Genomic DNA, 22,249 nt, shown 5'->3' on the forward strand with positions numbered 1-22,249 from the left:
GCCGCAATTATCCGCTTTTTTCCGCGCTCGCCCAACCGCGAGAGCTCCCCAATCGTCATCACATGATTTTTCAGCGTTCCCTGCAGCGCGAGCTGAACTACACCGCCGGGGCCGTCTTCATGGTGCTGATCACCGTCATGCTCACCACCATGATGATCCGCATCCTGGGCTTCGCCGCGTCGGGGAAAGCCGATCCGCGCGACGTTCTCGTGCTGATCGGTCTGGCCGTGATCGGCTACCTCGCCGTCATTCTGATCGTGACGTTGTTCGTCTCGATCCTGTTCGTACTCACCCGCTGGTATCGCGACTCCGAAATGGTCGTGTGGTTTGCCTCGGGTCTGTCGATCACCAACTTCGTCAGGCCGGTACTGCGTTTTGCCGCCCCCTATCTGGCCGTGATCACGTTCTGCGCGCTGGTCGCCTGGCCGTGGGCGAACCAGCAGATCGCCGCCCTCGAAGCCCGGTTCGCCCAGCGCGACGATGTCTCGATGATCTCGCCGGGCCAATTCCGCGAGAGCGCCGCCAGCCATCGGGTGTTTTTCGTCGAGACTGTCTCGCCGGACGCCACCAAGGTCCATAACGTCTTCGTCTCCGGCACCGAGAACGGCAAAGTCAACGTGATCGTCTCCAAAGACGGTCATATCGAGACCGCCAAGGACGGCAACCGCTACATCGTGCTCGAAAACGGCCGCCGCTACGACGGGGTACCGGGTCAACCCGATTACCGCGTGATGGAGTTCGAGCGCTATGGCGTGAAGATCGACAACCCCACGGCGGTCGACGTCGACAATACGCCGACCAAGGGGGTGCCGACCACACGCCTGTTCCGCGAGATCCAGAATCCGATCTTCCGAGGCGAAATCGTCTGGCGGATCGGTCTGCCGCTGCTCGCGCTCTCCCTTGTGCTGCTCGCGGTGCCGCTCGCCTACCAGAATCCGCGCCACGGCCGGACCGTCAACCTCGTCATGGCCGTGTTGATCTATCTCGGGTACACCAACCTGCTGAGCCTGTCGCAGGCCTACGTCGCGCAGGAACGCCTGCCGCTGGCCATTGGCGTGTGGCTGCTGCATGTGCTGGCCCTCGGCGTCATTGTGTTGCTCTACTTGCGTCGTATGCGGTTCCGCGGATTGTCAGGCCGCCGCCGTAACCATGGCGCAGGCGGGATGCGTGCGTCGGGAGGAACTCGCTGATGCGCATCTACGAGAAATATTTCGCGCGCCAGATCTATCTCGCGTTCCTGTTCGTTCTGCTTGCGTTCGTCGGTCTGTTCGTCTTCTTCGATCTCGTGAGCGAACTGGGCGACGTCGGACGCGGCGGATATCGCTTCCAGCATGCCCTCGCCTATGTGCTGCTGTTCGCCCCGCAGCGCATGTACGAAATCATTCCGGTCGCCTCGCTCATCGCCGCCATCTACGTGTGTGCACAACTGGCGGGGAATTCGGAATTCACGATCTTCCGCGTCTCGGGACTCTCGACCGGTCAGGCGCTGCGATCCCTGCTGAAAATCGGTTTTCCGATCGTGCTGGTCACCTTCGCTATCGGCGAATATGTCGCGCCGAACGCCGAGCAGCTCGCGCAGAAGATTCGTCTCGAGGCATTGGGCAGCTCGGTCTCGGCCGGTTTTCGCTCCGGGGTCTGGGTCAAGGACACCGTGGATCAGAACGGTGTGCGCGTCACACGCTTCATTAATGTGGGCACGCTCAATCCGGATAACACCATCGCCAACGTGCGCATTTACGAATTCGACGACAAGCTGCGCCTCGACAGCGTGCGGCTGGCAAAGCTCGGACAGTTCGACGCACCGAATTTCTGGAAGCTGACCGATGTGTCCGAGACGGTGTTCAGCGCGACCGACGACGCCACGGCGAGCAACGACCCGCTGCGAGCCCTGGTGCAGAGCAAGCAGGTGCATATCGACACGGTGCAGATGCGCTCGGAGCTGACGCCGCAGATTCTGTCGGTGCTGATGGTCTCGCCGGACAACATGGCCATTGGCAGCTTGTACCGCTACATCGGCCATCTGAAGGAAAATCAGCAGAACACCGACCGCTATAACCTCGCGCTCTGGCAAAAGCTGCTGTATCCCTTTGCCGTCTTCGTGATGATGGCGCTGGCGTTGCCGTTTGCCTATCTGCACGCACGCGCGGGTGCCATCGGTCTGAAGGTGTTCGGCGGGATCATGCTCGGCATGAGCTTCCAGTTGCTCAACAACCTGTTCTCGCATCTGGGCTTGCTCAACACCTGGCCGGCGTGGTTCACGGCGGCGTTACCCTCGTTGCTCTATCTGGTGCTCGCCGTCGCGGCGCTGCGCTGGGTCGACAAACACTGAGGCGCGGATCATGCACGGCAAGCCCGGCGTCATTTTGTTTGCTCACGGCTCCCGCGATCCGCGCTGGGCCGAGCCGTTCACACGGCTGCGCGACAAGCTGAGTGCGCAGCGTCCCGATGCCGATGTCCGGCTGGCGTTTCTTGAGTTGATGACACCGGACCTTGCCGAGGCAGTCGCCGGCATGACGTTGCAGGGCGTGACCGACATTACGCTCGTGCCCGTCTTTCTGGGTCAGGGCGGCCATGTCAGGCGCGACCTGCCGGCCCTCGCCGACGCATGCGTCGCCGCACACCCCGGCCTCAAGCTGCACGTGAGTGCTGCCATCGGGGAAGACGACACGGTGCTCGACGCCCTCGCCGAGTACTGCGGCAGGATGATGGATAGCCACTGATCACGACACCACGGCCAATCCTGCGCCCTTGCCCAAAAGAAAACGGCGTCACAGATCACTGTGACGCCGTTTTTGCATTCAGTCGCGGGAAGCGAGGTTAGAAACGCCTCCGTCAGGCGGCCATCGCGGCCTGAGCCGCCCAATCGTGCAGCGACGCGGCGTCGGCATGAGCAAACGCCTCGCCGATCAACAGAACGCTCGGCTGCGCCGCGTCGAACCACGAGGCCGCCAGCCCCTGGCGAACGTCGCCGAGCGTGAGACGCACGCGCCGCTCGCGAGCGGTCGTTGCCGCCTCAACGATGGCCACGGGCGTCGACGCCGGTTTGCCCGCTGCGATCAACGCCGTCGCAATGTGCTGGGCGCTGTCGCGGCCCATGTAATAGACAAGCGAATCGGCCGACGCCTGCGCCGCAATTTCCGCAGATTCCGGCGCGCGGCTTTGCGTGGCGAAGGCCACGCTGCGGGCCACGCCACGCAGCGTGAGCGAGCGACCCAACGCCGCCGCACTGGCCAGCGCGGCCGTGATACCCGGCACAACCTCGACCGGGATACCCGCCGCCTCCAGCGCGCGCAGCTCCTCGTCTGCCCGGCCGAACAACATCGGGTCTCCCCCCTTCAGACGCACTACCAATGCATGGGTGCGAGCGTGATCGATCAACTGCTTGTTGATGAAGTGCTGCGCGCTCGACTGCTTGCCGCAGCGCTTGCCGACCGCGATCCGCTTGGCTTGCGGGCACAGCGCGAGCATCTCCGGCTCGACAAGCGCGTCGTGAAGCACCACGTCGGCTTGCGCCAGCAGTCGTGCGCCGCGCACGGTAATCAGATCGGCTGCGCCGGGGCCCGCCCCAACGAGATAGACCTTGCCCGGTGCCTGACCGGCTTGCGAAGAAGTCACCATCATGATGCCGCCATGGTTTCAGGGGTAGGACGCCGGCACCTTCCAGGGAGCCGTGCGCCGTGCCATACAAAAGAGAACGTCTGTGTGTCGGGACGAGCGACGCGTACGACGCCAACGGCGTGGTTACGCGGCCAATGCGCGAATCATGCCGGCGGCCACTGTGTGGTGCGTGGCTTCGTCGATCAGCACGAACGCGCCCGTCGCGGGGTTCACGTCGTAGGTGTCGGCCGCCACCGGCTTTTGCAAGTTCAACTGCACGCGGCCAATGTCGTTCATGGCGAGCGTGGTCTTTTCCGTGCCGTGCAGGAGCGTGCTCACGTCCAGCACCGTATCCACGCTGCCAATCTTCACGTAGACCGTGCTGGTGGCTTGCTTGAGCAGGTACTTGCGTTGCGGCGCGAGCGCATCTTCGTCGAACCAGCACACGTCGGCCGACAGTTTGCGCGACGGGGCGAGCGCCGAGTCGGCGCTCACGAAAGTATCGCCGCGCGACACATCCACGTCCTCGGTCAGACGAATCGTCACACATTGCCCGGCGAAAGCTTCGTCGAGCAGACCCCGCGGCCCGACGATCTCGGCCACCGTCGCCGAGCGGCCCGCCGGCAACACGCGCAGCGTTTGCCCGACTCGCACCGAGCCGGACTCCACGCGCCCCATGTAGCCGCGGAAGTCGTCGGCATGCGAACCGTCCTGACGCGCGACCAGTTGCACCGGGAAGCGCAGCTCGCCGCCCAATTGGGCGACCGGCAGCGATTCGAGCAGGTCGAGCAGCGGCTCGTCCTGATACCAGGGCATGCGCTCGCTTGCGTATACGATGTTGTCGCCCTTGAGCGCCGACACGGGCACGAAGCGCACGTCCTCAAGCCCCAGACGGTGTGCCAGTTCCAGATAGGCGGCACGAATCGAGTCGAACGTCGTCTCGCTGTAATCCACCAGATCCATCTTGTTGATGGCAACGATCACATGCTGCAAACCGAGCAACTTCACAATGGCGCTGTGACGCTTGGTCTGGGCGAGCAACTCGGTACGGCCGTCAACCTGGGTCACGCGCGTGGCATCGACCAGCACAATGGCGGCATGCGCCGTCGAGGCGCCCGTGACCATGTTGCGGGTGTACTGCTCGTGGCCCGGCGTGTCGGCAATGATGAATTTGCGGCGCGCGGTCGTGAAGTAGCGATAGGCGACGTCGATGGTAATGCCCTGCTCGCGTTCGGCTTCCAGGCCGTCGGTCAGCAGCGAGAAGTCGATGTCTTCGCCAGCGGTGCGCTTGTGCTTCGCACGGGCGAGCGCAGAGAGCTGGTCGGTCAGCACCGATTTGCTGTCGTAGAGCAGGCGGCCGATCAACGTGCTCTTGCCGTCGTCGACGCTGCCTGCCGTGATGAAACGCAGCACGCCGAGGTCTTCCTGATGCGGGGTGAGGCTCATGATCTCTTCAACTCGATTGCGTGGCCCCGGGTGCGGCGAATCTGCGCGCCCGGCAAGCCGGTGTCTCTGAACGTAAGGGAAAAGGCTGCCGTCAGGCGCCTTAGAAATACCCTTGCTTCTTGCGCTGCTCCATCGCCGCCTCGGACGTCTGATCGTCCATGCGGGTGGCGCCGCGCTCCGTGATATCGGTCACGGCCGTCTCGGCAATGATCTCGACCGGGCTCGCGGCGATACTTGCGACCGGGCAGGTGCAACTGATGTCGCCGACCGTACGGAAGCGCACCGATGCTGTCTCGCTCGACTCGCCGTCCTGTTTAGGCGTGAGCGGCGTGACCGGCACGAGCAAGCCGTTGCGGCGCACGATTTCGCGCTCGTGGGCGTAATAGATCGACGGCAGATCGAGGTTCTCGCGAGCGATGTATTGCCACACGTCCAGTTCGGTCCAGTTGGAGATCGGGAACACGCGAAGGTGCTCGTCGCCATGCAAACGCGCGTTGAACAGGTGCCACAGTTCAGGCCGCTGCGCCTTGGGGTCCCACTGGCCGAATTCGTCACGGAACGAGAAGATGCGCTCCTTCGCGCGCGCCTTCTCTTCGTCGCGACGCGCGCCGCCGATCATCGCATCGAAGCCGTGTTCGGCAATCGTCTCGAGCAGCGTCACGGCCTGTGCCGCGTTACGCGAATCGGTTTCACGGCGCAGACGCACCGTGCCGCGGCGAATCGAATCTTCCACATGCCCCACGATCAGTTCGGCGCCAAGCGCCTTGGCGTGACGGTCGCGGAACTCGATCACTTCCGGATAGTTGTGCCCGGTGTCGATGTGCACCAGCGGGAACGGCAGCACCGTCTTGCGGTTCGGGCCGAGGCCGAAGGCCTTGAGCGCCAGATGCAGCACCACCACCGAATCCTTGCCGCCCGAGAACAACAGCGCGGGCTTGCGGCACTCCGCCACGACCTCACGCAGGATGTACATCGATTCGGCTTCGAGCCAGTCCAGATGATCCATTCGCGAGCCATTGGCCTGCGCGACTTCGTGCATCGCACCCATAGTGTTCCCTTCCTTGACGATTCCGAGATTTCCGAGATTCGATTTGCCACGATTTGCCGCCTCTCACAGGCGCCGCATCGTCATATGTCTTGTTTGTCTGATCCGCCAGATCCGAGCGGACTTCGCACAGGTCTCAGGTCGACTGCACCGAGACGGGGATCTTGCTCAGGTTGCCGGCGTGCAGCCCACATTCCTTGCTGTCGCGCGACTCCCACCACCAGCGCCCTGCCCGGCTGTCTTCGCCCGGGCGGATCGCGCGGGTACACGGCTCGCAGCCGATGCTCGGGTAGCCGCGTGCGTGCAGCGGGTTGACCGGCACGTCGCGCGCTGTCAGGTATGCCCACACCTGCGCTTCGGTCCAGTCGAAGAGCGGGTTGTACTTGGCAATGCCGCGCGCGTCGTCATGCTCGGCAAACGCCAGTTCTCCCCGCGTGACCGACTGCTCCCGGCGTTGGCCGGTGAGCCAGGCGTCGGCGTCGGCGAGTGCGCGGCCGAGCGGTTCGACCTTGCGAATCTGGCAGCATGCCTTGCGCAGATCCACGCTCTCGTAGAACGCGTTTGCGCCATGCTCGGCCACGTATTGCTCGACGGCGTCGGCCTGCGGGGCGTACTGCACAACGTCGTAGCCGTAACGCGACTTGATCCGGTCGATCATGCCCAGCGTCTCGGCATGCAAACGACCCGTATTGAGCGTGAAGACCGTAATCGGCAGTTGCTCACGCAAGACGACGTGCGTGATGAGCATGTCTTCCGCGGCCAGACTGCTGGCAAACTTCACGTTGCGATGCGAACCTGCGATGCGTGCGAGGCGCTCGGTCAGCACGGCTTCCATTTCGTCGAGCAGCGCCATGTCCTGATGCTCGGCATCGGTCGCATTCGACGGCACGGTCGCCGGGGCGGGTTCCCAGCGGGATTCGTTTCGCATGTCGCGAACTCCTTGTTATCTGTGGGGGTGTCAGCCGACCAGCTTCACTGCCGCGAGGGTGAGCGTTGCCGCCAGCGCCCCGCGCACAATGCGCTCGGGCAGGTGGCGGGTGAGCTTCGCCCCCAGCCAGATCCCGGGCAGCGAGCCGATCAACAGACTGCCGAGCAGCGCCCAGTGCACGGTATCGAGCCAGATATGGCCCAGCGCGGCAATCGCCGTCAGCGGCACGGCGTAAGCAATATCGGTACCGGCGACTTCGGCCGGCTCCAACTGCGGGTACAACATCAGGATCAGCGTCGCGCCAACCGCACCGGCGCCAATCGAGGAAATCGTCACGAGTGCACCGATCAGCGCGCCGACCACTACGGTAGCGACCGCCTGATTGCGGCCCGTCAACTGCCAGTTCGGATGCGCGCGCAGCGCCGCCAGCAGCTTCGCCCGAAACAGCAGGGAGAGCACCGTGAGCAGAACCGAGGCGGCGATCGTCAGCTTGATGACATGCAGCGCTGCGTCGTCGATGCCGCCCAGACGCTTCAGGAAGAGAATCGTCACCAGCGCTGCGGGCAGCGCGCCCAGCGTGAGCCGGCGCACGATGTGCCACTTCACATGGCCGTGCGAGCGGTGCGCCACCGTGCCGAAGCTCTTGGTGATCGCCGCAAACGCCAGATCCGTCCCCACGGCGACCGGCGCTGTGTAGCCAAGCAAGAGCGTGAGCAAAGGCGTCATCAACGAGCCCCCACCGACACCGGTGAGGCCGACCAGCAGGCCGACGCCAAATCCGGAAAGGGGTTCGAGCCACAGCGACATGTATGACGTTCCTGTTGGGTGCTAAATGCCTGGCGGGAATAACGTTATCGAAACAGTGGCACCCACTGTAATGAAAACGCTATATACTTCAAACGAATTAAAAATTGTTTGTATATTTTCTAAAGTTATACAAATGAATCTGCACCAGTTCCGTTTTGTGCGCGAGGCCGTTCGTCAGAATTTCAACCTGACTGAGGCCGCCAAGGCGCTATTTACCTCCCAACCCGGGGTGTCCAAGGCCATCATCGAGCTAGAAGAAGAGCTTGGCGTCGACATCTTTGCCCGGCACGGCAAGCGCATCCGTAACCTCACCGAGCCCGGGCGCATCATCTTCGAGTCCGTCGAGCGAATCCTTCTAGAGGTGGAAAGCCTCAAGCGGATCGGCAAGGACTACGCCGCGCAGGATCAGGGCAGCCTGACGATTGCCACAACGCACACGCAGGCACGCTATTCGCTGCCGCATGCGGTGGCCGAGTTCAAGAAGCGCTTCCCGAAGGTACGTCTGTCGATCCTGCAAGGCAGCCCGACGCAGATCGCCGAGATGGTCTTGCACGATCAGGCCGATCTGGCCATCGCGACCGAGGCCATCGCCGGCTATAAGGATCTGGTGTCGTTGCCTTGTTATCAGTGGCAGCACGTGGCGGTGGTACCGCCGGACCATCCGCTGCTGCAATTGCCCTCCGTTGGCATCGAGGATCTCGCGAAGTACCCGCTGATTACTTATGACCCGCAGTTCGCCGGACGCGCCAAGATCGATCAGGCGTTCGCGTTGCGTCATGTGCAGCCGGACATCGTGCTCGAAGCCATCGATGCAGACGTCATCAAGACGTATGTGGAACTGGGGCTCGGGGTGGGGATTCTGGCGGGCGTGGCATTCGACCCTGAGCGCGATCGCAATCTCCGGGCCATCCATGTGGGGCATCTGTTCGGCACGAACGTGACGCGCGTTGCGCTCAAACAGGGGGCCTATCTGCGTGGATACGTCTTTACCATGGTCGAACTACTGTCGCCGATTCTGACCCGTAAGCTGGTCGAGCAGGCCCTGCGCGGCGAGCACGAAAGTTACGAGCTTTGAAAGCTTGACGCGCCGCAAAGTGTCCGCCCGAGTCGGCGGGCTCTTTCGGCGCGGCAAATGCCGTCGAACTCCTCTGCGACGTTGACGCGCGCGTCCTCCCTGAGCCCTCTCAAATAGTTTTCAGGGGGATGCGCCACCTGCGAGACGCCGGCGTCAAATCTCTCGATTGCCGACGCGCACCACACGGTGACACGCAGGCTAAGCCCCCCGCCCGCACCGACACGTTCCCGGCCTGACGCCCCCAAACCCGAATCGGGAAATCCCCTGTGCGCCCCCGCTGTTTCGTACGCCTGCCCCGCTGAGCCGGGCACTATTTTTCTTCGATGGCCGAATCCAACCTCTGCGGTATGCTTACGCGATTCGACCCAAAGGAGACCCCATGCGCTCACCTGTTCGCGGCATCCGTTTGTCGGGCGTGCTGCTTGCCATGACCCTCGCCGGCGTTGTGACGGCGGCTCGCGCCGACATCACCGTCGGCATCGATCTGTCGTCGACCGGCCCGGCGGCCGCCATCGGCATTGCCAGCAAGAACGCCATGCAACTATGGCCCGACCAGATCGGCGGGCAGAAGGCGCATTACCTCTTTCTCGACGACGGCTCCGACCCCGGTACGGCCGTGAAGAACGCGCGCAAGCTCATCAGCGAAAACAAGGTCGACGTCATCGTCGGCCCGAACATCACGCCGAGCGCGCTGGCCATGCTTGATCCGATTTCCGAAGCGCAGACGCCGATGATCACGTTGATCGGATCGGCCGTTGCTGTAGAGCCGCAAGATGCCAAGCGCCGCTGGGCTTTCAAGATGGCGGCGAACGATTCCGCCATGGCCGACGTGATGACCCGCTACATGGCGAACCATGGAATCAAGACGGTGGGTTTCATCGGCTTTGCCGATGCCTATGGTGAGAGCTGGTGGAAAGAATTCTCGAAGTTTGCCGAACTGCGCAAGCTGAAGATCGTGGCGCAAGAGCGTTTCAACCGGACGGACACGAGCGTCACGGGTCAGGTCCTGAAGCTCATGGCAAGCAAACCGGACGCCATTCTGGTAGCCGGGTCGGGCACCCCTGCCGCGCTGCCGCAGCGCACCCTGCAAGAGCGTGGCTACGCCGGAAAGATCTATCAGACGCACGGCATCGCCACCTATGACTTCGTTCGCGTGGGCGGGAAGGACGTCGAGGGCACCCTGTTCCCGACGCAGCCGGGGGTCGTCGCCAAGACGTTGCCTGCGGGGCATCCGGCACGCACCGCGGCATTGGCGTTCACGCGGAAGTACGAGGCGAAGTACGGGGCCGACACCGTCACGCAGTTCGCCGCCGACGCCTATGGCGTGTGGGATCTGCTCAACGACGCCGTACCGCGCGCAGCGAAGGTGGCGGCACCGGGCACACCGGCGTTCCGCAGCGCACTTCGCGACGCGCTCGAATCCACGCACAATCTCGCGATCCCGAACGGCATCATGAATCTGAGCCCCCAGGATCACGTGGGACTGGATCAGCGTGCCGGCGTGATGGGCCAGATCAGGAATGGCAAGTTTGTGTACGTCTCGGACTGATCGCGGCATGACGACATACACGATAGCGTTTATCGGGCTGGGCGCCATGGGCGGCCAGATGGTTCGTCATCTGATGGCGGCGGGGCACCGGTTGCATTTGTATGCGCGTCGGCCCGAGGCCGCCGCGCCGTTCGTCGAGCAGGGCGCGAAGGCGTTCGCATCGCCCGCGCAGGCGGCGGCGGAGGCGGACTTCGTCATCACCAACGTCACGACCACACAAGACGTGGAAGCGGTACTGCTTGGCGCCGAGGGCGTGGTACATCAGGCGCGTGCGGGCACCGTCTGCATCGATCACAGCACGATTTCAGCGGAGGCAACGCGGCGCATGGCGGCACGTCTGGCGCGCCATGAGATTACGCTCGTGGACGCACCCGTGTCAGGTGGACCGTCCCGCGCTGCGGATGCTTCGCTGTCGATCATGGTCGGGGCGTCGGGCGAGGTCTTTGAAAAGGTCAGGCCGTTGCTGTCGATCCTGGGCACGACGATCACGCATGTGGGTGACGTGGGGGCGGGGCAAGTGGCGAAAGCCTGCAACCAGATCGTTCAGGTGATCAACATTCAGGGCATTGCAGAGGCGATGATGTTCGCCGCGCGCAGCGGCGTGGATCAGGACAAGGTCATCGAAGCGATTTCGCAGGGGCTGGCGGGTAGTCGAATGCTCGACATGATGGGTCCCAAAATGGCGCATCGGGATTTTGCTGCGGGGATCGAAGCGCGTCTGCACGACAAGGATTTCACCATGATCCTGGAGGCTGTGGCCGATGCAGGGCTATCGCTGCCCGCGCTGACGCTGGTAAAGGGGCAGTTGTCCGCGTTGATGGAGAACGGCTGGGGCCATGACGACACGTCGTCGCTGCTGCGCGTTCTGGAGGGGCAACAACAGGTTCACTGAATCATGGCAAGGCGGGCTTGTGGCCGGAAGAAATTTCGGTCATAATCTCGCCTTCGTCCGGTGAGCCATCGAGGTTTATCGAACGAGTCACGCTGCGACACCGCTCGGTGAACGCACACCCGCCCAGGTGGTGAAATTGGTAGACGCAGGGGACTCAAAATCCCCCGCCGCAAGGCGTGCCGGTTCGATTCCGGCCCTGGGCACCACAAGATCTATATCCCGTAAGGCTTTCCCGGTTGTTTGGCGTAATTTTGGCGCCGGCATGTGCAGCCCGTCCGTAGATACGCCCGGTTGGCGAAGTCGGCACCGGTTATGCGGCATCTCAAAAACGGCTTGTCGTTCAGCGAACGGAATTAGAGCGTAAGCCGCTGATTTCCCATACGCACTCTCCGCACCATCTCAATTTTTGCCGCAAGCCAATAGGCGGGTACCGGCCCGACGCGGACATCCCAACCGCAGACTGGGATGTCCGCCCCGTGGCCGCGACGGACAACCTCCCCCCCCCGAGCCCGAATGGGTTCGAAAGCCAGTGTTCCTGTTACACCGGCGCCATCGAGAATTCCGGCCGTGCCGTCGTGTCCTTTCGCGGCAGCCCGAGCATCAGGCGCGCCTCGGCCGGCGTCGCGACGTCGTAGTCCATCTCGCGCAAAAGACGAACAGTGCGCTCCACCAGCGCCACATTGGTCGTCAACTCGCCCTGGCGATAGTAAAGATTGTCTTCGAGGCCAACGCGAATGATGGCGCCGCCCAGCAACAGTGCGTTGATCCCAGCCGGCAACTGCGCCGGCCCGATGCCGCTCACGCAGAACACGCTGTCCTTCGGCAGCAAATCCACCATCGACTGCAGCACGCGAGGCGTATACGGCATCGCATTCTGGAAGCCGCGGTGTGCATTGAGCACCATGTTGATGATGTAGGGCGGCTCGTCGAAGCCCTGCTCGATCAGGCTCGTAACGTCCTGCATGATGTGCGCCGGATTGAACACTTCCCATTCAGGCTTGATGCCGCGCTGCTTCATCCCCTCGGCGAGCGCCCGGCAGCGCGACGGCGGCGTGTTAAGCAACACCTCGGTGCCGTTGAACGTGGCGTTCATCGTGCAGGCGTCGAGCGTGCACATCTCGGCGCCCGCGTCCATCCCCTTCAGACGCTCTTCCCAGACGGTGTCCATCAGGCCGTCCTCGAACGCCTTGACCATATCGCCATGGATACCGCCGCCGGTGGAGTTGTTGATCACGATGTCGCACTTGTCGCGAATGCGCGAGTTGATGGCGCGATAGATATCGGCATTGCACGTCGCCATATCGTTGGGCAGACGAGCGTGGATCGCCGTGACGCTGGCGCCGGCGTTGTAGCAGTCGTAGACGTCGCGCGCGATCTCGTCCGGCTGCGTGGGCAAATGCGGGTTCTGCGACTTGAATGCCATGCCGCCGGTCGGGGCGACGAGGACGATCACTTTCTTGTTGGCCATGAATAGCTCCTTTGTATCGACGGAAATTTGGAGTCAGGGGGATGGGACTTGCGCCTCGGCCTGCATGAGGAACGCGGACATGCGCTCGCGCAGCGAAGGTGCGATGGCAACCGATCGATGGGTCTCGAGCGACATCACCACCACGGTCTGCTTTGCCCGCATGCGCAGTTCGGGCGTGCCGTACGCGTCCTTACCATGCACTTCGAGCACGAGATCGATGGCGCTGTTGCCAAGGCGGAGCACGATCAGCGACAGGTCGACGCGGTCGCCGAGGCGACTCGGCGCGAAGAACTCGCAATCGAGCCGCACAACAGGAATGCCGAGTCGCTGCTCGCCAATGAAGGTGGCATAGGGCAGCGCAAGCCCGTCGTCGAACCACTGCTCGACGAACTCGTGCAGCATCACGAGATACTGGGGGTAGAAGACGATGCCCGCGGGATCGCAGTGGTGAAAGCGAATGGTGCTTTCGCGCACAAAAGCCGCAGCGTCGTGTTGCATGCGATGTTCAGTGGCCATGCGCGTCGACGCCTCGCTTCAGTGACAGCATGGCGACGCAAGCCCCCGCCAGAAGGATGGCCGAGACGAGCTGCAAACCGCTGCTGAAATTGCCCGTCATGCCGCGCATCCAGCCCATCAGCGTAGGGCTGACGAAACCGCCGAGAATGCCAATGCTGCTCACCAGCGCGATACCCGCTGGGGCGATGCGCACATTGAGTACCGTGGAGGGCACCGCCCAGAAAACGGCCCCGGCCCCCATCATGAAGAAGTTTGCGACGCTGAACAGCACAAGTGTCTGCGCCAGAGACTGATGTGAAAAGGTGGTCGCCACCAGCGCTGCTGCACCGATGACCAGCGACCCGGCAATGTAGCCACGGCGACTCTTGCGGCGATCCGAGCGCGTCGCGACGATCCATGTGCCAATCGCGCCAGCGGCATACGGAATCAGCGACCAGGCGCCGATCAGTGCGGGATCGGACACGCCGAGCGCTTTGATCATCGTGGGCAGCCAGAATGAGAACGCGTAGGCGCCGCAGGTAATCGAGAAGTAAATCAGGCCAAGCGTGTACACGCGCGCTTCGGCAAGCGCCTGCCGCACTTCGTGCCAGCCAGCATGTCCGCGAGTCCCCTGCTGGTGCAGCGCCTCGGCAACGATAGCCTTTTCCTCAGGTGTCAGCCACGCAGCATCTGCGGGCTTGTCGGCAAGGTAGCGGTAGCACAGATACCCCACGAGTACGGTCGGCAGCCCTTCGAGCATAAAGCACCATTGCCAGCCGGCGAGTCCTGCCACGCCGTTCATCCCGCGCATGATCGCGCCGGACAGCGGGCCGCCGATCACACCGGCCACGGGCAGGGCGAACAGAAACGCACTGGTGGCGCGTCCTCGCCATTGCGGCGTGAACCAGTAGCTCAGATACAGGATGACGCCGGGGAAGAAGCCGGCCTCGAACGCGCCCAGCAGGAAGCGCATGACGTAGAACTGGGCCGGCGTCTTGACGAACATCATCGCTGCGGACGTCAGGCCCCACAGCACCATGATGCGCAGGAACGTCTTGCGTGCACCCATACGCACAAACAGCATGTTGCTAGGGACTTCGCACAGCAGGTAGCTGATGAAGAAGACCCCGGCGCCCAAACCATACACGGCATCGGAAAAGCCCAGCAAGTCCTTCATCTGCAACTGGGCGTAACCGACGTTGATGCGATCGAGAAATGCGCACAGGTACGCGACGAATACCAGCGGCATGAGCCGCTTCAATATCTTGCGGAATACCGGGTCCGCGCTGTCGTTCGAAACAAACGACGCTGCGCCGATGGATGATTCCATCATGTCTCCTCCTGGCCCGGTCTGTCGCCGCGGCCTTCTGGGTTGATGTTGTCGATGCCGTGGCACACGTGTCGTCCACGCGGCTTGATCGGCTGGTCAAGTTTAGGAAGCCGGTATTCGTGCCACAATCGCCGAACTCAGATAAATTCCGCCAGACGGAAAAATTTGATACGCCGGGTGAACGGCCCTCTGCCGCCGCAGCGGACGAGCGATTACTGTCGTTACAAGACGAGAGCTGGCATCGATGAAACGACGAACCGTTGAACTGAAAGGATCCTGCGCGACGGGGCCAATGCCCGACGCAACGGGCACGACGACCGAGATGGTGCGCAGTACCGAGCGGGTCGCGCAGATTCTCGGGGCGGTCGCCATCGGGCAGGATCAGGGCAGGCGCCTGAGCGAGATTGCCGACGAGTTAGGACTCGCGCCGGCGACCGTCCACCGCCTGCTGAGCACGCTGGTCGCGCAAGGACTGGTGGAGAAGCCGGTTGGCGGGCACCGCTATTACATCGGGCAGGATGTATTCCTGCTGGCGCTGTCGCGCCGCAATCGCTTTCCGGTCAAGTCGATTGCATCGCCCCATCTCGACACATTGCGGGCAATGTTCGGAGAGACGGTCTTCCTGACAACACGCAATGCGCTCGACTCAGTGTGCGTTGACCGACGCACCGGAGAGAATCCGTCGCGCATCCTGTATGTCGACATCGGCAACCGGCGACCGCTCGGCGTTAGCATTGGCGGCATTCCGCTGATGCACACCCTGTCGCGCAGCGAACTCGACGCGCTGCTCAGACGCAATGCCCGGCGGCTGGCCGCCTTCGGTGCCACCATGACGGATATCCGAGAACGGGTGCAAAGCTGCCGCCAGCGCGGCTTCGGCATGCTCGACGCGATGTTGCAGAACACCGCCTATCGCGGTATCAGCGTGCCGATCGTAACGAGTGCCAACGAGACGATCGGCGCGCTGGGGCTCGGCGCGATCGCGTCGCGTATGACGGAGAGCAACGTCAAACGCTTCTCACGCACGATGCAGGAGCACGCGGCCGAGATCGCATCCGACTATGAAAATCGCATCGGGGCCGAGGCTGGCCAGACGCTGACGCCCTAAGGGCAGAACTGCTTGCGAAGTATCGTCCGCTCGACGCGTCACACGGCCGCAGTATCCCACCGGGTTATGCCAGCCCGCCCTTGTCTTCGCCGTGCAGATTCGCGAGTGGCCCGACCTGCCGGAAATAACGTCCCGGCGACTCGCCGAACGCACGTCGGAACATCGCGATGAAGTTGCTCGGCGTGGAGTAGCCGAGCGAATCGGCAATCGTGCCGACGGGCTCGCCGTTGGCTAACCGCTCGAGAGCATTCACCAGTCTCGCTTGCTGACGCCACTGTGTGAACCCCATTCCCGTTTCGGCGACGAAAAGCCTTCTGGCCGTGCGCGATGAAACACCCGCGCGTTGCGCCAGCATCTCCAGCGATGCATGTCCGCCCAGATCGTCGAGCACGGCACGAGCCACACGCACCACACGCGCATCGGTCGGCATCGGCAGGCCGAGCGGCTCCGCCGGCGCGCGTCCGATCTCGTCGACCAGCACTTGCGCGAGACGCAGTTCGTCTTCCGTCAAAACATCGCGCAACGCCCACGACACGGCCCGCTTGACCAGCGCCGCCAGCAACTCGGAAACCCCCACGACGCAAGGGGTCGACGGCAGCCCTGTTGCCGCAGACGGCGCCACGAGCACGATCCATCCGCTGACCACGCCCGTGAGCGACACGCGGTGCGTGACCCCCGGCGGAATCCACCCGGCACGGTAAGGCGGCAACATCCATGCGCCAAACGGCGTGTAGACCTGCACCAGTCCCGAGTGAATGCAGAACAACTGGCCGCGCACGTGCGAATGCCAGTCCAACTCGCGCGTGCCGATCCGGAACAGACTACGTTCGTTGTCGTGTCCGCCAAACGCCCACACCGGCGGGCCGTCAGGCCGGTCGTTCGGCTGATATTTGGCAAACGGTGAATCGGCCAGCTTCACCAGATGAGCATCAGGTCGGGTATCAGGCATTTTGCGGCGCAACGCTTTGTCCGATTTGCATTGTTTTATGACCAAACAATGTTATCAGGTCAGCAAACAGCGCGCAGACAATAAGCGAAGTGCCACTGCCAGCCGCCTTCCGGCGGCTCTTTTCAAATCATGTCTGCCTTACATGTCAACATCATCGGCGCGGGTCTGGGTGGCCTGTGCCTCGCCCAAGGGCTCCGCCGCGCGGGAATTCCATTCGACGTCTACGAACGAGACGATGCCCCCGACGCCCGTTTCCAGGGCTATCGCCTTCGCATCGACGCCGATGGCCTCGACGCCCTCACCCAATGCCTGCCCGGCGCCCAGGTCGAACGGGTACGCCAGCGCGCCGCCGTTGCACGCACCGGTGGCCGCTTCGTGACCCCGCAGCTCGAAGACGCCAACGTTGTCCTGCCGCCGAGCTGGCACGATGCGCACACCGATACCGGCCTCGCCGTGCATCGCGGCGACGCCCCGACACCCGCCCCGGCGCCGGCTCGCCGAACGCCCGCCCCCGAGGGCATTCCCGGCGACATCAGCCTGCACCGCCAGACGCTTCGGGAGATTCTGCTCGACGGCATTCTCGATCGGGTGCATTTCGGCAAATCCTTCTCGCGCACAACGTCCACCGACGATGGCCGTCGAATCGCTCACTTCGACGACGGGTCCAGTAGCGCGCCGGGGCTCATTGTGGCGGCCGATGGCAGCCATTCCCGCGTGCGCGAATACGTGCTGCCGGGCATGGCGCCACGCGACACCGGCAATGTCTGCTGCTACGGCCTGACGCCGCTGTCCACCGCCTTGCTGGTACTCATGGACAAACACGGCGAAGCCACGGTAATGGAAGGCAGCACGGTGGTATTCGCCGACGGTTTCGCCGTCGTGATCGAAGCGATGCTGTTTCGCCGGCAGCCCGACGACGACGCCTCGTCTACCCCAATCGCCCCTGACCGGATGCCCCTGTCGCCGGTATCCGATTACCTCTACTGGGCGTTCATCGGCCCATCGAAAACGCTGCTGGGCACCTCGCATGCGAACACCGAACGTTCCGGCCCTGTCCCGCTCGCACGCATCGAGGCGCTTACCAATGCGTGGCATCCGCACCTGCGCTCACTGTTTTCAAACGCGGTTCCCGACACCATCCGCACAATGCCGGTGCGTAGCACGACAAGCCCTCTGCCGTGGCAAGTCGACGGTGTCACCGGCCTGGGCGACGCCGTGCACACCATGAGTCCCGCAGGCGGCCTCGGCGCGAACACGGCTTTGCGCGACGCTGCGCAGCTGGCCGACCATTTGCGCGCGGTAGCGCAAGGGCGCCGCGCATTGCCGCAAGCCATCGCAGCGTACGAACGCGACATGTGCGAGCGCGCCCGCGAGGCGGTACGTCTGGCCGACGCCGGGGCCGCGCTGCTCAACGCGCGCCGCAACCCGCCGCACGTCACCGCGCAATCGAACGTGGACGCCATCCATTTGTAAGCCGGCGCCGCTCCCGTGTTACTTTTACGGCAACGTTACTGCGCGCAAGGAGTGACCATGTACACCGTAATGGGCATCACGGGGCGAGTTGGCGGCGTTATCGGGCACGATCTGCTCACGGCGGGCCTGCCGCTACGGGCCGTTGTTCAGGACGCCGTCAAATCCAGCCGATGGGCGACACTCGGCGGTGAAATCGCCGTCGCCGAAAATGGCGACGTCGATGCGCTTACGAATGCCTTTCGCAATAGCGAAGCCGTGTTCGTGATGTTGCCGCCCAACGCCGACCCCGAGCCGGACTTCTCGCACGCGCGGCATCTGATCGACGCGATTCGGCAAGCGCTGGCGAGCACGCGTCCGAAGCGCGTGGTGTGCCTCTCAAGCATCGGTGCAGATTGCGAATCCCCCAGCCTGCTCACAGCCCTGCATATGTTCGAGACGGCGATGGTGTCGCTCGCGTTGCCGGTCACGTTCCTGCGTCCGGCCTGGCTGATGGAGAACTTCGCCTGGGACATTGCTCCCGCGCGTGAGCGCGGCGAACTGCCGAGCTATCTGCAACCGGTGGATCGTGCGATTCCGATGGTCTCGACCAGCGATGTCGGTCACTTCGCGGCCCGGGCCATGCAAGAGAATTTCACCGACGAGCGCATCTGGGAAATCGAAGGGCCGGATCGCTACTCGCCCGACGACATTGCTGCGGCCCTCGCGCGTGCGTTGGTGCGCGATGTGCGCGCCGAGGCGGTGCCGCGCGCCGGCTGGGACCCATTGTTCCGGGCGCAAGGCATGCGCAATCCGCTGCCACGCATTCAAATGCTGGACGGCTTCAACAACGACGGCTTCCGGTTCCGCGATGGCGGCCAACACACCCTGCGCGGCAACGTCACGCTCACTGAGGCGATTGCTGCATTAGTGCGCGAAAGCTGAAACGTTGCGCTCGCGTGACGTCGTCTGTGCGCCACCTCGTGACTGGCGAGCGTCGCAGACCGGTGTCTGCGCGAGCAGATCGCGCCAGGGTTGCGCCCAATCGCCGTCGTGTGCCACCCCGTTCACCACGCGTGTCTTCACGCATGCGCCTCCTGCGGCCAACGCAAAGCGGTGCGCCACTTCCGGCGGCACGACCGTATCCTGCGCGCTGCTGAAGTGGATTTGTGCGATGCCGGCCACCTTCCGTGCAACATCAATGGGATTGCGCGACGCAGGCATTGCCGAGACCCGATGCAATTGATTAACGTACTCGACGTCGAGATTGCCCGCCACCGTGCGCAAGGTGGCAACATCCTGCCGACGCGCCGCGACCAGCACTGCAATCGCCCCACCGCCTGAATACCCGACAAGCTCAAGTGCCTGTCCGGGCACGCGCGCCGCCAATTGCCCGATCGCACCGTCCATCGCGTCGACGACTTCGGGGGCGAAACGCTTGCCGGTCCAGTAGGCGACCTCACAGCGAGGATTGTCCTGCATCGGCGTGAACTGACAGGGCCGCGCCAGATAGGCGACATTGGCCGACGGATCGGCAGCCGCCAACGCGAGGCCGGTCGCGGCCACCGGCGTGGGGTCGAGCGAGGGCTCCGTGCGTGAAATCCACGCGAGCCCATCGCCTTCGATGTAGATGCGCAGCGGTTGATCCGGGCGGGTGATGCGCGAGAACGCCGTCAGGCGAAACTCGCCTGTCACGAGCACTTCCCGTTGCAGCCCCGCCGGTTTGGCCAGCGAATCGGCGTGCGCATTGCGATCCAGACTGACGCAGCCGGAAATCAGCGACACAAGCCCCAGCACGCCCGCACAGAGCAGACCGCGCAGGTCGAGCCGCGCCTTGTGCCACACGCGTCGCTGCGCGTTGGATCGAACCTTAAGCCACGCGTCAAGCTGCGCCATCGCGCCAGTCCGTCACAAATTGCGTCAGCGCCTGCGCCATGCGCTCCACGACCGGCGCCCATTGCGCGCGCGCCGCCTGACGGAACAAACGCACGCTGGGGTACCACGGCGTGTCGTCGCGGTCGAGCATCCACCGCCAGTCGGGCACGAACGGCAGCAGCACCCACACCGGACGCCCCATCGCCCCCGCCAGATGCACCGGCGACGAATCGACCGAAATCAGCAACTCGGCGAGATGAAGAATCGCAGCCGTGTCCTCGAAATCACGAATCTCATCGCTCAGCGACACCATCGACATGCCATCGGGCGGCGAAGTCGCCTGCACGGCTGCCGGCCCCTTTTGGATTGCCAGGAACGTCGCACCGCAGGCGCCCAGCGGCGCAAGTTGCTCGAGCGGCAGGGAACGATTGCTGTCGTTGACATGCTCCGGACGCCCTGCCCACACCACCGCCACCCACGGCTTCGGCACGCCGGCCAGCCGTTCGCGCCAATGCGCCACCCGCTCGGGATCGGGGCTCAGATAGGCCACGTCGCCGGGCAGATCGGCGAGCGTGAGACCCATGGCCATCGGCAAGCTCATCAACTCGCAATGCTGATCGAATGTCACCGGCAACGTTCCGCGCGCGACGATGTCATCATCGCCCCACATGCGTTTCGCAATCGACAACGTCTCTTGATTGACCTCGAAAATCACGCGCGCCTGACTGCGCTCGCGCGCCCAGCGCGCCATGCGCATGAACTGGAACGTGTCGCCAAAGCCTTGTTCGTCGTGAATGAGTAACGTCTGACCGGGAATCGGCTGACCATCCCATCGGGGGCGTTGCACCTTGCGCTCGATGGACCGGGTATGTTCCAGGCTGTAGCGATAGCGGTACTCGCGCCAGCCGCGCTCGAAATCCCCCAGCAGGAGCAGCGCTTCTGCAAGATCGAAGCGGTTGGACAGATCGCCCGGCACCTGACGCGCGAGCATGTCGAGCAAGTCTCGCCCTTCCCGCGCCTTACCCTGCGCGCGGAGAACGACCGCGAGCAGCCGCCACAGGGACATGGGGGCCGCGCCCGTCGCTACGACTTCGCGCAGTATCGCTTCCGCACCTGCGTAATCATGGGCATGCACCCGCGCCACGACCGCTTCGTGAAGGGCAGCGAGATCGGCAGACGCGGGCGGCGTGACCGGCAGCGGCATGCTGCTCTGTGGGGGCGGCTCAATGGAGATCGGAGCCGCGCGCGCCGCGGCATCCGCCTCGACGTCGGTGAGTGCCGCCCGTGCATCGGCGCTTTCCGGCACAAGCGCGACGGCTTCACGAGCATTCGCCAGCGCTTCGTCCAGTCGCCCGGCGAGACGCAGAATCCGCGCACGCGCCACGAGCGTCGATGGATGTTTCGCCGCAAACGCCGACATCACCTCGACGATCTGCAATGCCGCCGCCACGTGACCGCGAGCGAGTTCGATGTCGGCAAGATTCCGATAGGCGTCGACAAACTGCGGGGCCAGTTCGATGGCCCGGCGAGCCAGTGCCTCCGCCTCGGCAAAGCGCTGTTGCGCACTCAGCAGCGATGCCAGATTGCTATGGGTATCGGCACGCTGCGGGTCGCGCTCAAGCGCGGCGCGATAGTGTGTCTCGGCAACGTCCAGGCGTCCGAGCAAGCGCGCCGTGTTACCCAGATTGTTCTGGGCATCGGCCGACGCGGGCAGCAGTTCACTCACGCGCGTAAGGCACGTCCAACTCTCATCGAGCCGGCCGGTCTCCTGCAACACGATCCCAAGATTGTTCCATCCTGCGGCGAAGGCCGGATCGACTTCGACAGCCCGTCTCGCCGCCGTCAGCGCCTCGTCGAGACGCCCCGCCTGCCGGCACATTTCAGCGAGATCCGACCAACAGGACGCCGGGGCGTTCGGCGCGCGGCAAGTCGCCCGCAGGTGGTCGACGGCCATCTCCCGCTTGCCGTAGGCGTGCGCCATCAGGCCGAGCAGATAATGCGCATCGGGGTGCTCGGGCGACACTTCCAGTACGCGACGGCATAGTAGTTCCGCCTGCGGTGCTTGCCCCGCCTGCCAATGCGATTGCGCCAGGGCAATGGCCTGCGCGAAGGTCAGCGTGCCGGGGGAACTCGTAGGTAACGACATCGGAGGGGATGAGGGATAGCGGACGGTGGAAAGGCGAGATCGGTGAATACTGCGCGATACTTTCACGGCGGCCGCAGCCATGTCAATGAC

Annotated in this window: 20 protein-coding genes, 1 tRNA gene and 1 pseudogene; 10 read left to right on the plus strand and 12 right to left on the minus strand. The window is 63.8% G+C overall.

All coding sequences use genetic code 11. The annotated features are described in order from the left end of the window. Nucleotides 1–62: 62 nt before the first annotated feature. From lptF to AT395_RS19090, 3 genes are read left to right on the plus strand one after another with little or no spacing between them, the layout of a single operon-like run. On the plus strand, nt 63–1,190 hold the full coding sequence (gene lptF / locus AT395_RS19080) for an LPS export ABC transporter permease LptF (RefSeq protein ID WP_042115010.1): 1,128 nt from the start codon (nt 63–65) through the stop codon (nt 1,188–1,190). Further along, on the plus strand, nt 1,190–2,329 hold the full coding sequence (lptG, locus tag AT395_RS19085) for an LPS export ABC transporter permease LptG (RefSeq protein WP_042115008.1): 1,140 nt from the start codon (nt 1,190–1,192) through the stop codon (nt 2,327–2,329). Before lptF ends, lptG begins: the two co-directional genes overlap by 1 nt. 10 nt (nt 2,330–2,339) lie before the next feature. Next, on the plus strand, nt 2,340–2,720 hold the full coding sequence (locus AT395_RS19090) for a sirohydrochlorin chelatase (RefSeq protein WP_042115006.1): 381 nt from the start codon (nt 2,340–2,342) through the stop codon (nt 2,718–2,720). A gap of 112 nt (nt 2,721–2,832) precedes the next feature. Here the strand turns inward: AT395_RS19090 and cobA are convergent, their stop codons facing one another. The 5 genes from cobA to AT395_RS19115 all read right to left on the minus strand — a co-directional run bounded on the left by cobA (nt 2,833) and on the right by AT395_RS19115 (nt 7,823). Further along, nucleotides 2,833–3,618, minus strand: coding sequence for a uroporphyrinogen-III C-methyltransferase (gene cobA / locus AT395_RS19095; RefSeq protein WP_042118109.1), 786 nt, complete (start codon nt 3,616–3,618; stop codon nt 2,833–2,835). A 123-nt stretch (nt 3,619–3,741) separates the two neighbouring features. Further along, nucleotides 3,742–5,043 carry a sulfate adenylyltransferase subunit 1 gene (locus tag AT395_RS19100; RefSeq protein ID WP_042115004.1) on the minus strand — a complete coding sequence of 434 codons (1,302 nt, stop codon included), beginning with the start codon at nt 5,041–5,043 and terminating at the stop codon, nt 3,742–3,744. Between the two features lie 100 nt (nt 5,044–5,143). After that, nucleotides 5,144–6,091 carry a sulfate adenylyltransferase subunit CysD gene (cysD, locus tag AT395_RS19105; protein ID WP_042115003.1) on the minus strand — a complete coding sequence of 316 codons (948 nt, stop codon included), beginning with the start codon at nt 6,089–6,091 and terminating at the stop codon, nt 5,144–5,146. Nucleotides 6,092–6,224: 133 nt separating this feature from the next. Continuing rightward, nucleotides 6,225–6,941 (minus strand): phosphoadenylyl-sulfate reductase, encoded by a 717-nt coding sequence (locus AT395_RS19110; protein ID WP_042118108.1) that lies wholly within the window; start codon nt 6,939–6,941, stop codon nt 6,225–6,227. Nucleotides 6,942–7,046: 105 nt separating this feature from the next. Further along, a complete protein-coding gene (locus AT395_RS19115) occupies nt 7,047–7,823 on the minus strand; it encodes a sulfite exporter TauE/SafE family protein (RefSeq protein WP_042115001.1) in 777 nt (258 codons plus the stop codon). A 133-nt stretch (nt 7,824–7,956) separates the two neighbouring features. On the opposite strand from AT395_RS19115, the gene AT395_RS19120 reads away from it, so the two are divergent. The 4 genes from AT395_RS19120 (at nt 7,957) to AT395_RS19135 (ending at nt 11,545) form a co-directional block, all read left to right on the plus strand. Then, nucleotides 7,957–8,898 carry a CysB family HTH-type transcriptional regulator gene (locus AT395_RS19120; protein ID WP_039370044.1) on the plus strand — a complete coding sequence of 314 codons (942 nt, stop codon included), beginning with the start codon at nt 7,957–7,959 and terminating at the stop codon, nt 8,896–8,898. Nucleotides 8,899–9,325: 427 nt separating this feature from the next. After that, a complete protein-coding gene (locus AT395_RS19125) occupies nt 9,326–10,447 on the plus strand; it encodes an ABC transporter substrate-binding protein (RefSeq protein ID WP_376738413.1) in 1,122 nt (373 codons plus the stop codon). A 7-nt stretch (nt 10,448–10,454) separates the two neighbouring features. Further along, a complete protein-coding gene (locus AT395_RS19130; protein ID WP_042114994.1) occupies nt 10,455–11,339 on the plus strand; it encodes an NAD(P)-dependent oxidoreductase in 885 nt (294 codons plus the stop codon). 121 nt (nt 11,340–11,460) lie between these two features. Further along, nucleotides 11,461–11,545: transfer RNA gene (locus AT395_RS19135), tRNA-Leu, on the plus strand. Nucleotides 11,546–11,877: 332 nt separating this feature from the next. Here the strand turns inward: AT395_RS19135 and AT395_RS19140 are convergent. From AT395_RS19140 to AT395_RS19150, 3 genes are read right to left on the minus strand one after another with little or no spacing between them, the layout of a single operon-like run. Continuing rightward, the gene (locus tag AT395_RS19140; protein ID WP_048628968.1) at nt 11,878–12,807 is read right to left on the minus strand and encodes a beta-keto acid cleavage family enzyme; all 930 of its coding nucleotides are present in this window, start codon (nt 12,805–12,807) and stop codon (nt 11,878–11,880) included. A 33-nt stretch (nt 12,808–12,840) separates the two neighbouring features. Beyond that, nucleotides 12,841–13,323 carry an acyl-CoA thioesterase gene (locus AT395_RS19145; protein WP_048628967.1) on the minus strand — a complete coding sequence of 161 codons (483 nt, stop codon included), beginning with the start codon at nt 13,321–13,323 and terminating at the stop codon, nt 12,841–12,843. Then, on the minus strand, nt 13,313–14,635 hold the full coding sequence (locus AT395_RS19150; protein ID WP_048628966.1) for an MFS transporter: 1,323 nt from the start codon (nt 14,633–14,635) through the stop codon (nt 13,313–13,315). Before AT395_RS19150 ends, AT395_RS19145 begins: the two co-directional genes overlap by 11 nt. A gap of 289 nt (nt 14,636–14,924) precedes the next feature. Here AT395_RS19150 and AT395_RS19155 point away from each other — a divergent pair, with 289 nt between their 5' ends. After that, the gene (locus AT395_RS19155; protein ID WP_048628965.1) at nt 14,925–15,740 is read left to right on the plus strand and encodes an IclR family transcriptional regulator; all 816 of its coding nucleotides are present in this window, start codon (nt 14,925–14,927) and stop codon (nt 15,738–15,740) included. A gap of 64 nt (nt 15,741–15,804) precedes the next feature. On the opposite strand, the gene AT395_RS19160 is transcribed toward AT395_RS19155, so the two are convergent. Further along, nucleotides 15,805–16,689: an AraC family transcriptional regulator gene (locus tag AT395_RS19160; protein WP_048628964.1), complete on the minus strand. Its 885-nt coding sequence runs from the start codon at nt 16,687–16,689 to the stop codon at nt 15,805–15,807. A 129-nt stretch (nt 16,690–16,818) separates the two neighbouring features. Here AT395_RS19160 and AT395_RS26175 point away from each other — a divergent pair, with 129 nt between their 5' ends. Beyond that, a complete protein-coding gene (locus AT395_RS26175; RefSeq protein ID WP_072632878.1) occupies nt 16,819–18,162 on the plus strand; it encodes an FAD-dependent oxidoreductase in 1,344 nt (447 codons plus the stop codon). A gap of 57 nt (nt 18,163–18,219) precedes the next feature. After that, nucleotides 18,220–19,083, plus strand: coding sequence for an NmrA family NAD(P)-binding protein (locus AT395_RS19170; RefSeq protein WP_042114954.1), 864 nt, complete (start codon nt 18,220–18,222; stop codon nt 19,081–19,083). On the opposite strand, the gene AT395_RS19175 is transcribed toward AT395_RS19170, so the two are convergent. The 3 genes and pseudogenes from AT395_RS19175 to AT395_RS26395 all read right to left on the minus strand — a co-directional run. After that, nucleotides 19,066–20,034: an alpha/beta fold hydrolase gene (locus AT395_RS19175; protein WP_231606124.1), complete on the minus strand. Its 969-nt coding sequence runs from the start codon at nt 20,032–20,034 to the stop codon at nt 19,066–19,068. The two genes, AT395_RS19170 and AT395_RS19175, sit on opposite strands and share 18 nt — an antisense overlap. After that, entirely contained in the window at nt 20,021–21,217 is a 1,197-nt protein-coding gene (locus AT395_RS26390) for a glycosyl transferase family 8 (RefSeq protein WP_376738412.1), read from the minus strand. Before AT395_RS26390 ends, AT395_RS19175 begins: the two co-directional genes overlap by 14 nt. Before the next feature lie 252 nt (nt 21,218–21,469). Next, nucleotides 21,470–22,240, minus strand: a pseudogene (locus tag AT395_RS26395) (tetratricopeptide repeat protein); the annotation flags it as partial. Nucleotides 22,241–22,249: the final 9 nt, after the last annotated feature.

This window comes from Pandoraea apista, from assembly GCF_001465595.2.
GTDB lineage: Bacteria > Pseudomonadota > Gammaproteobacteria > Burkholderiales > Burkholderiaceae > Pandoraea > Pandoraea apista.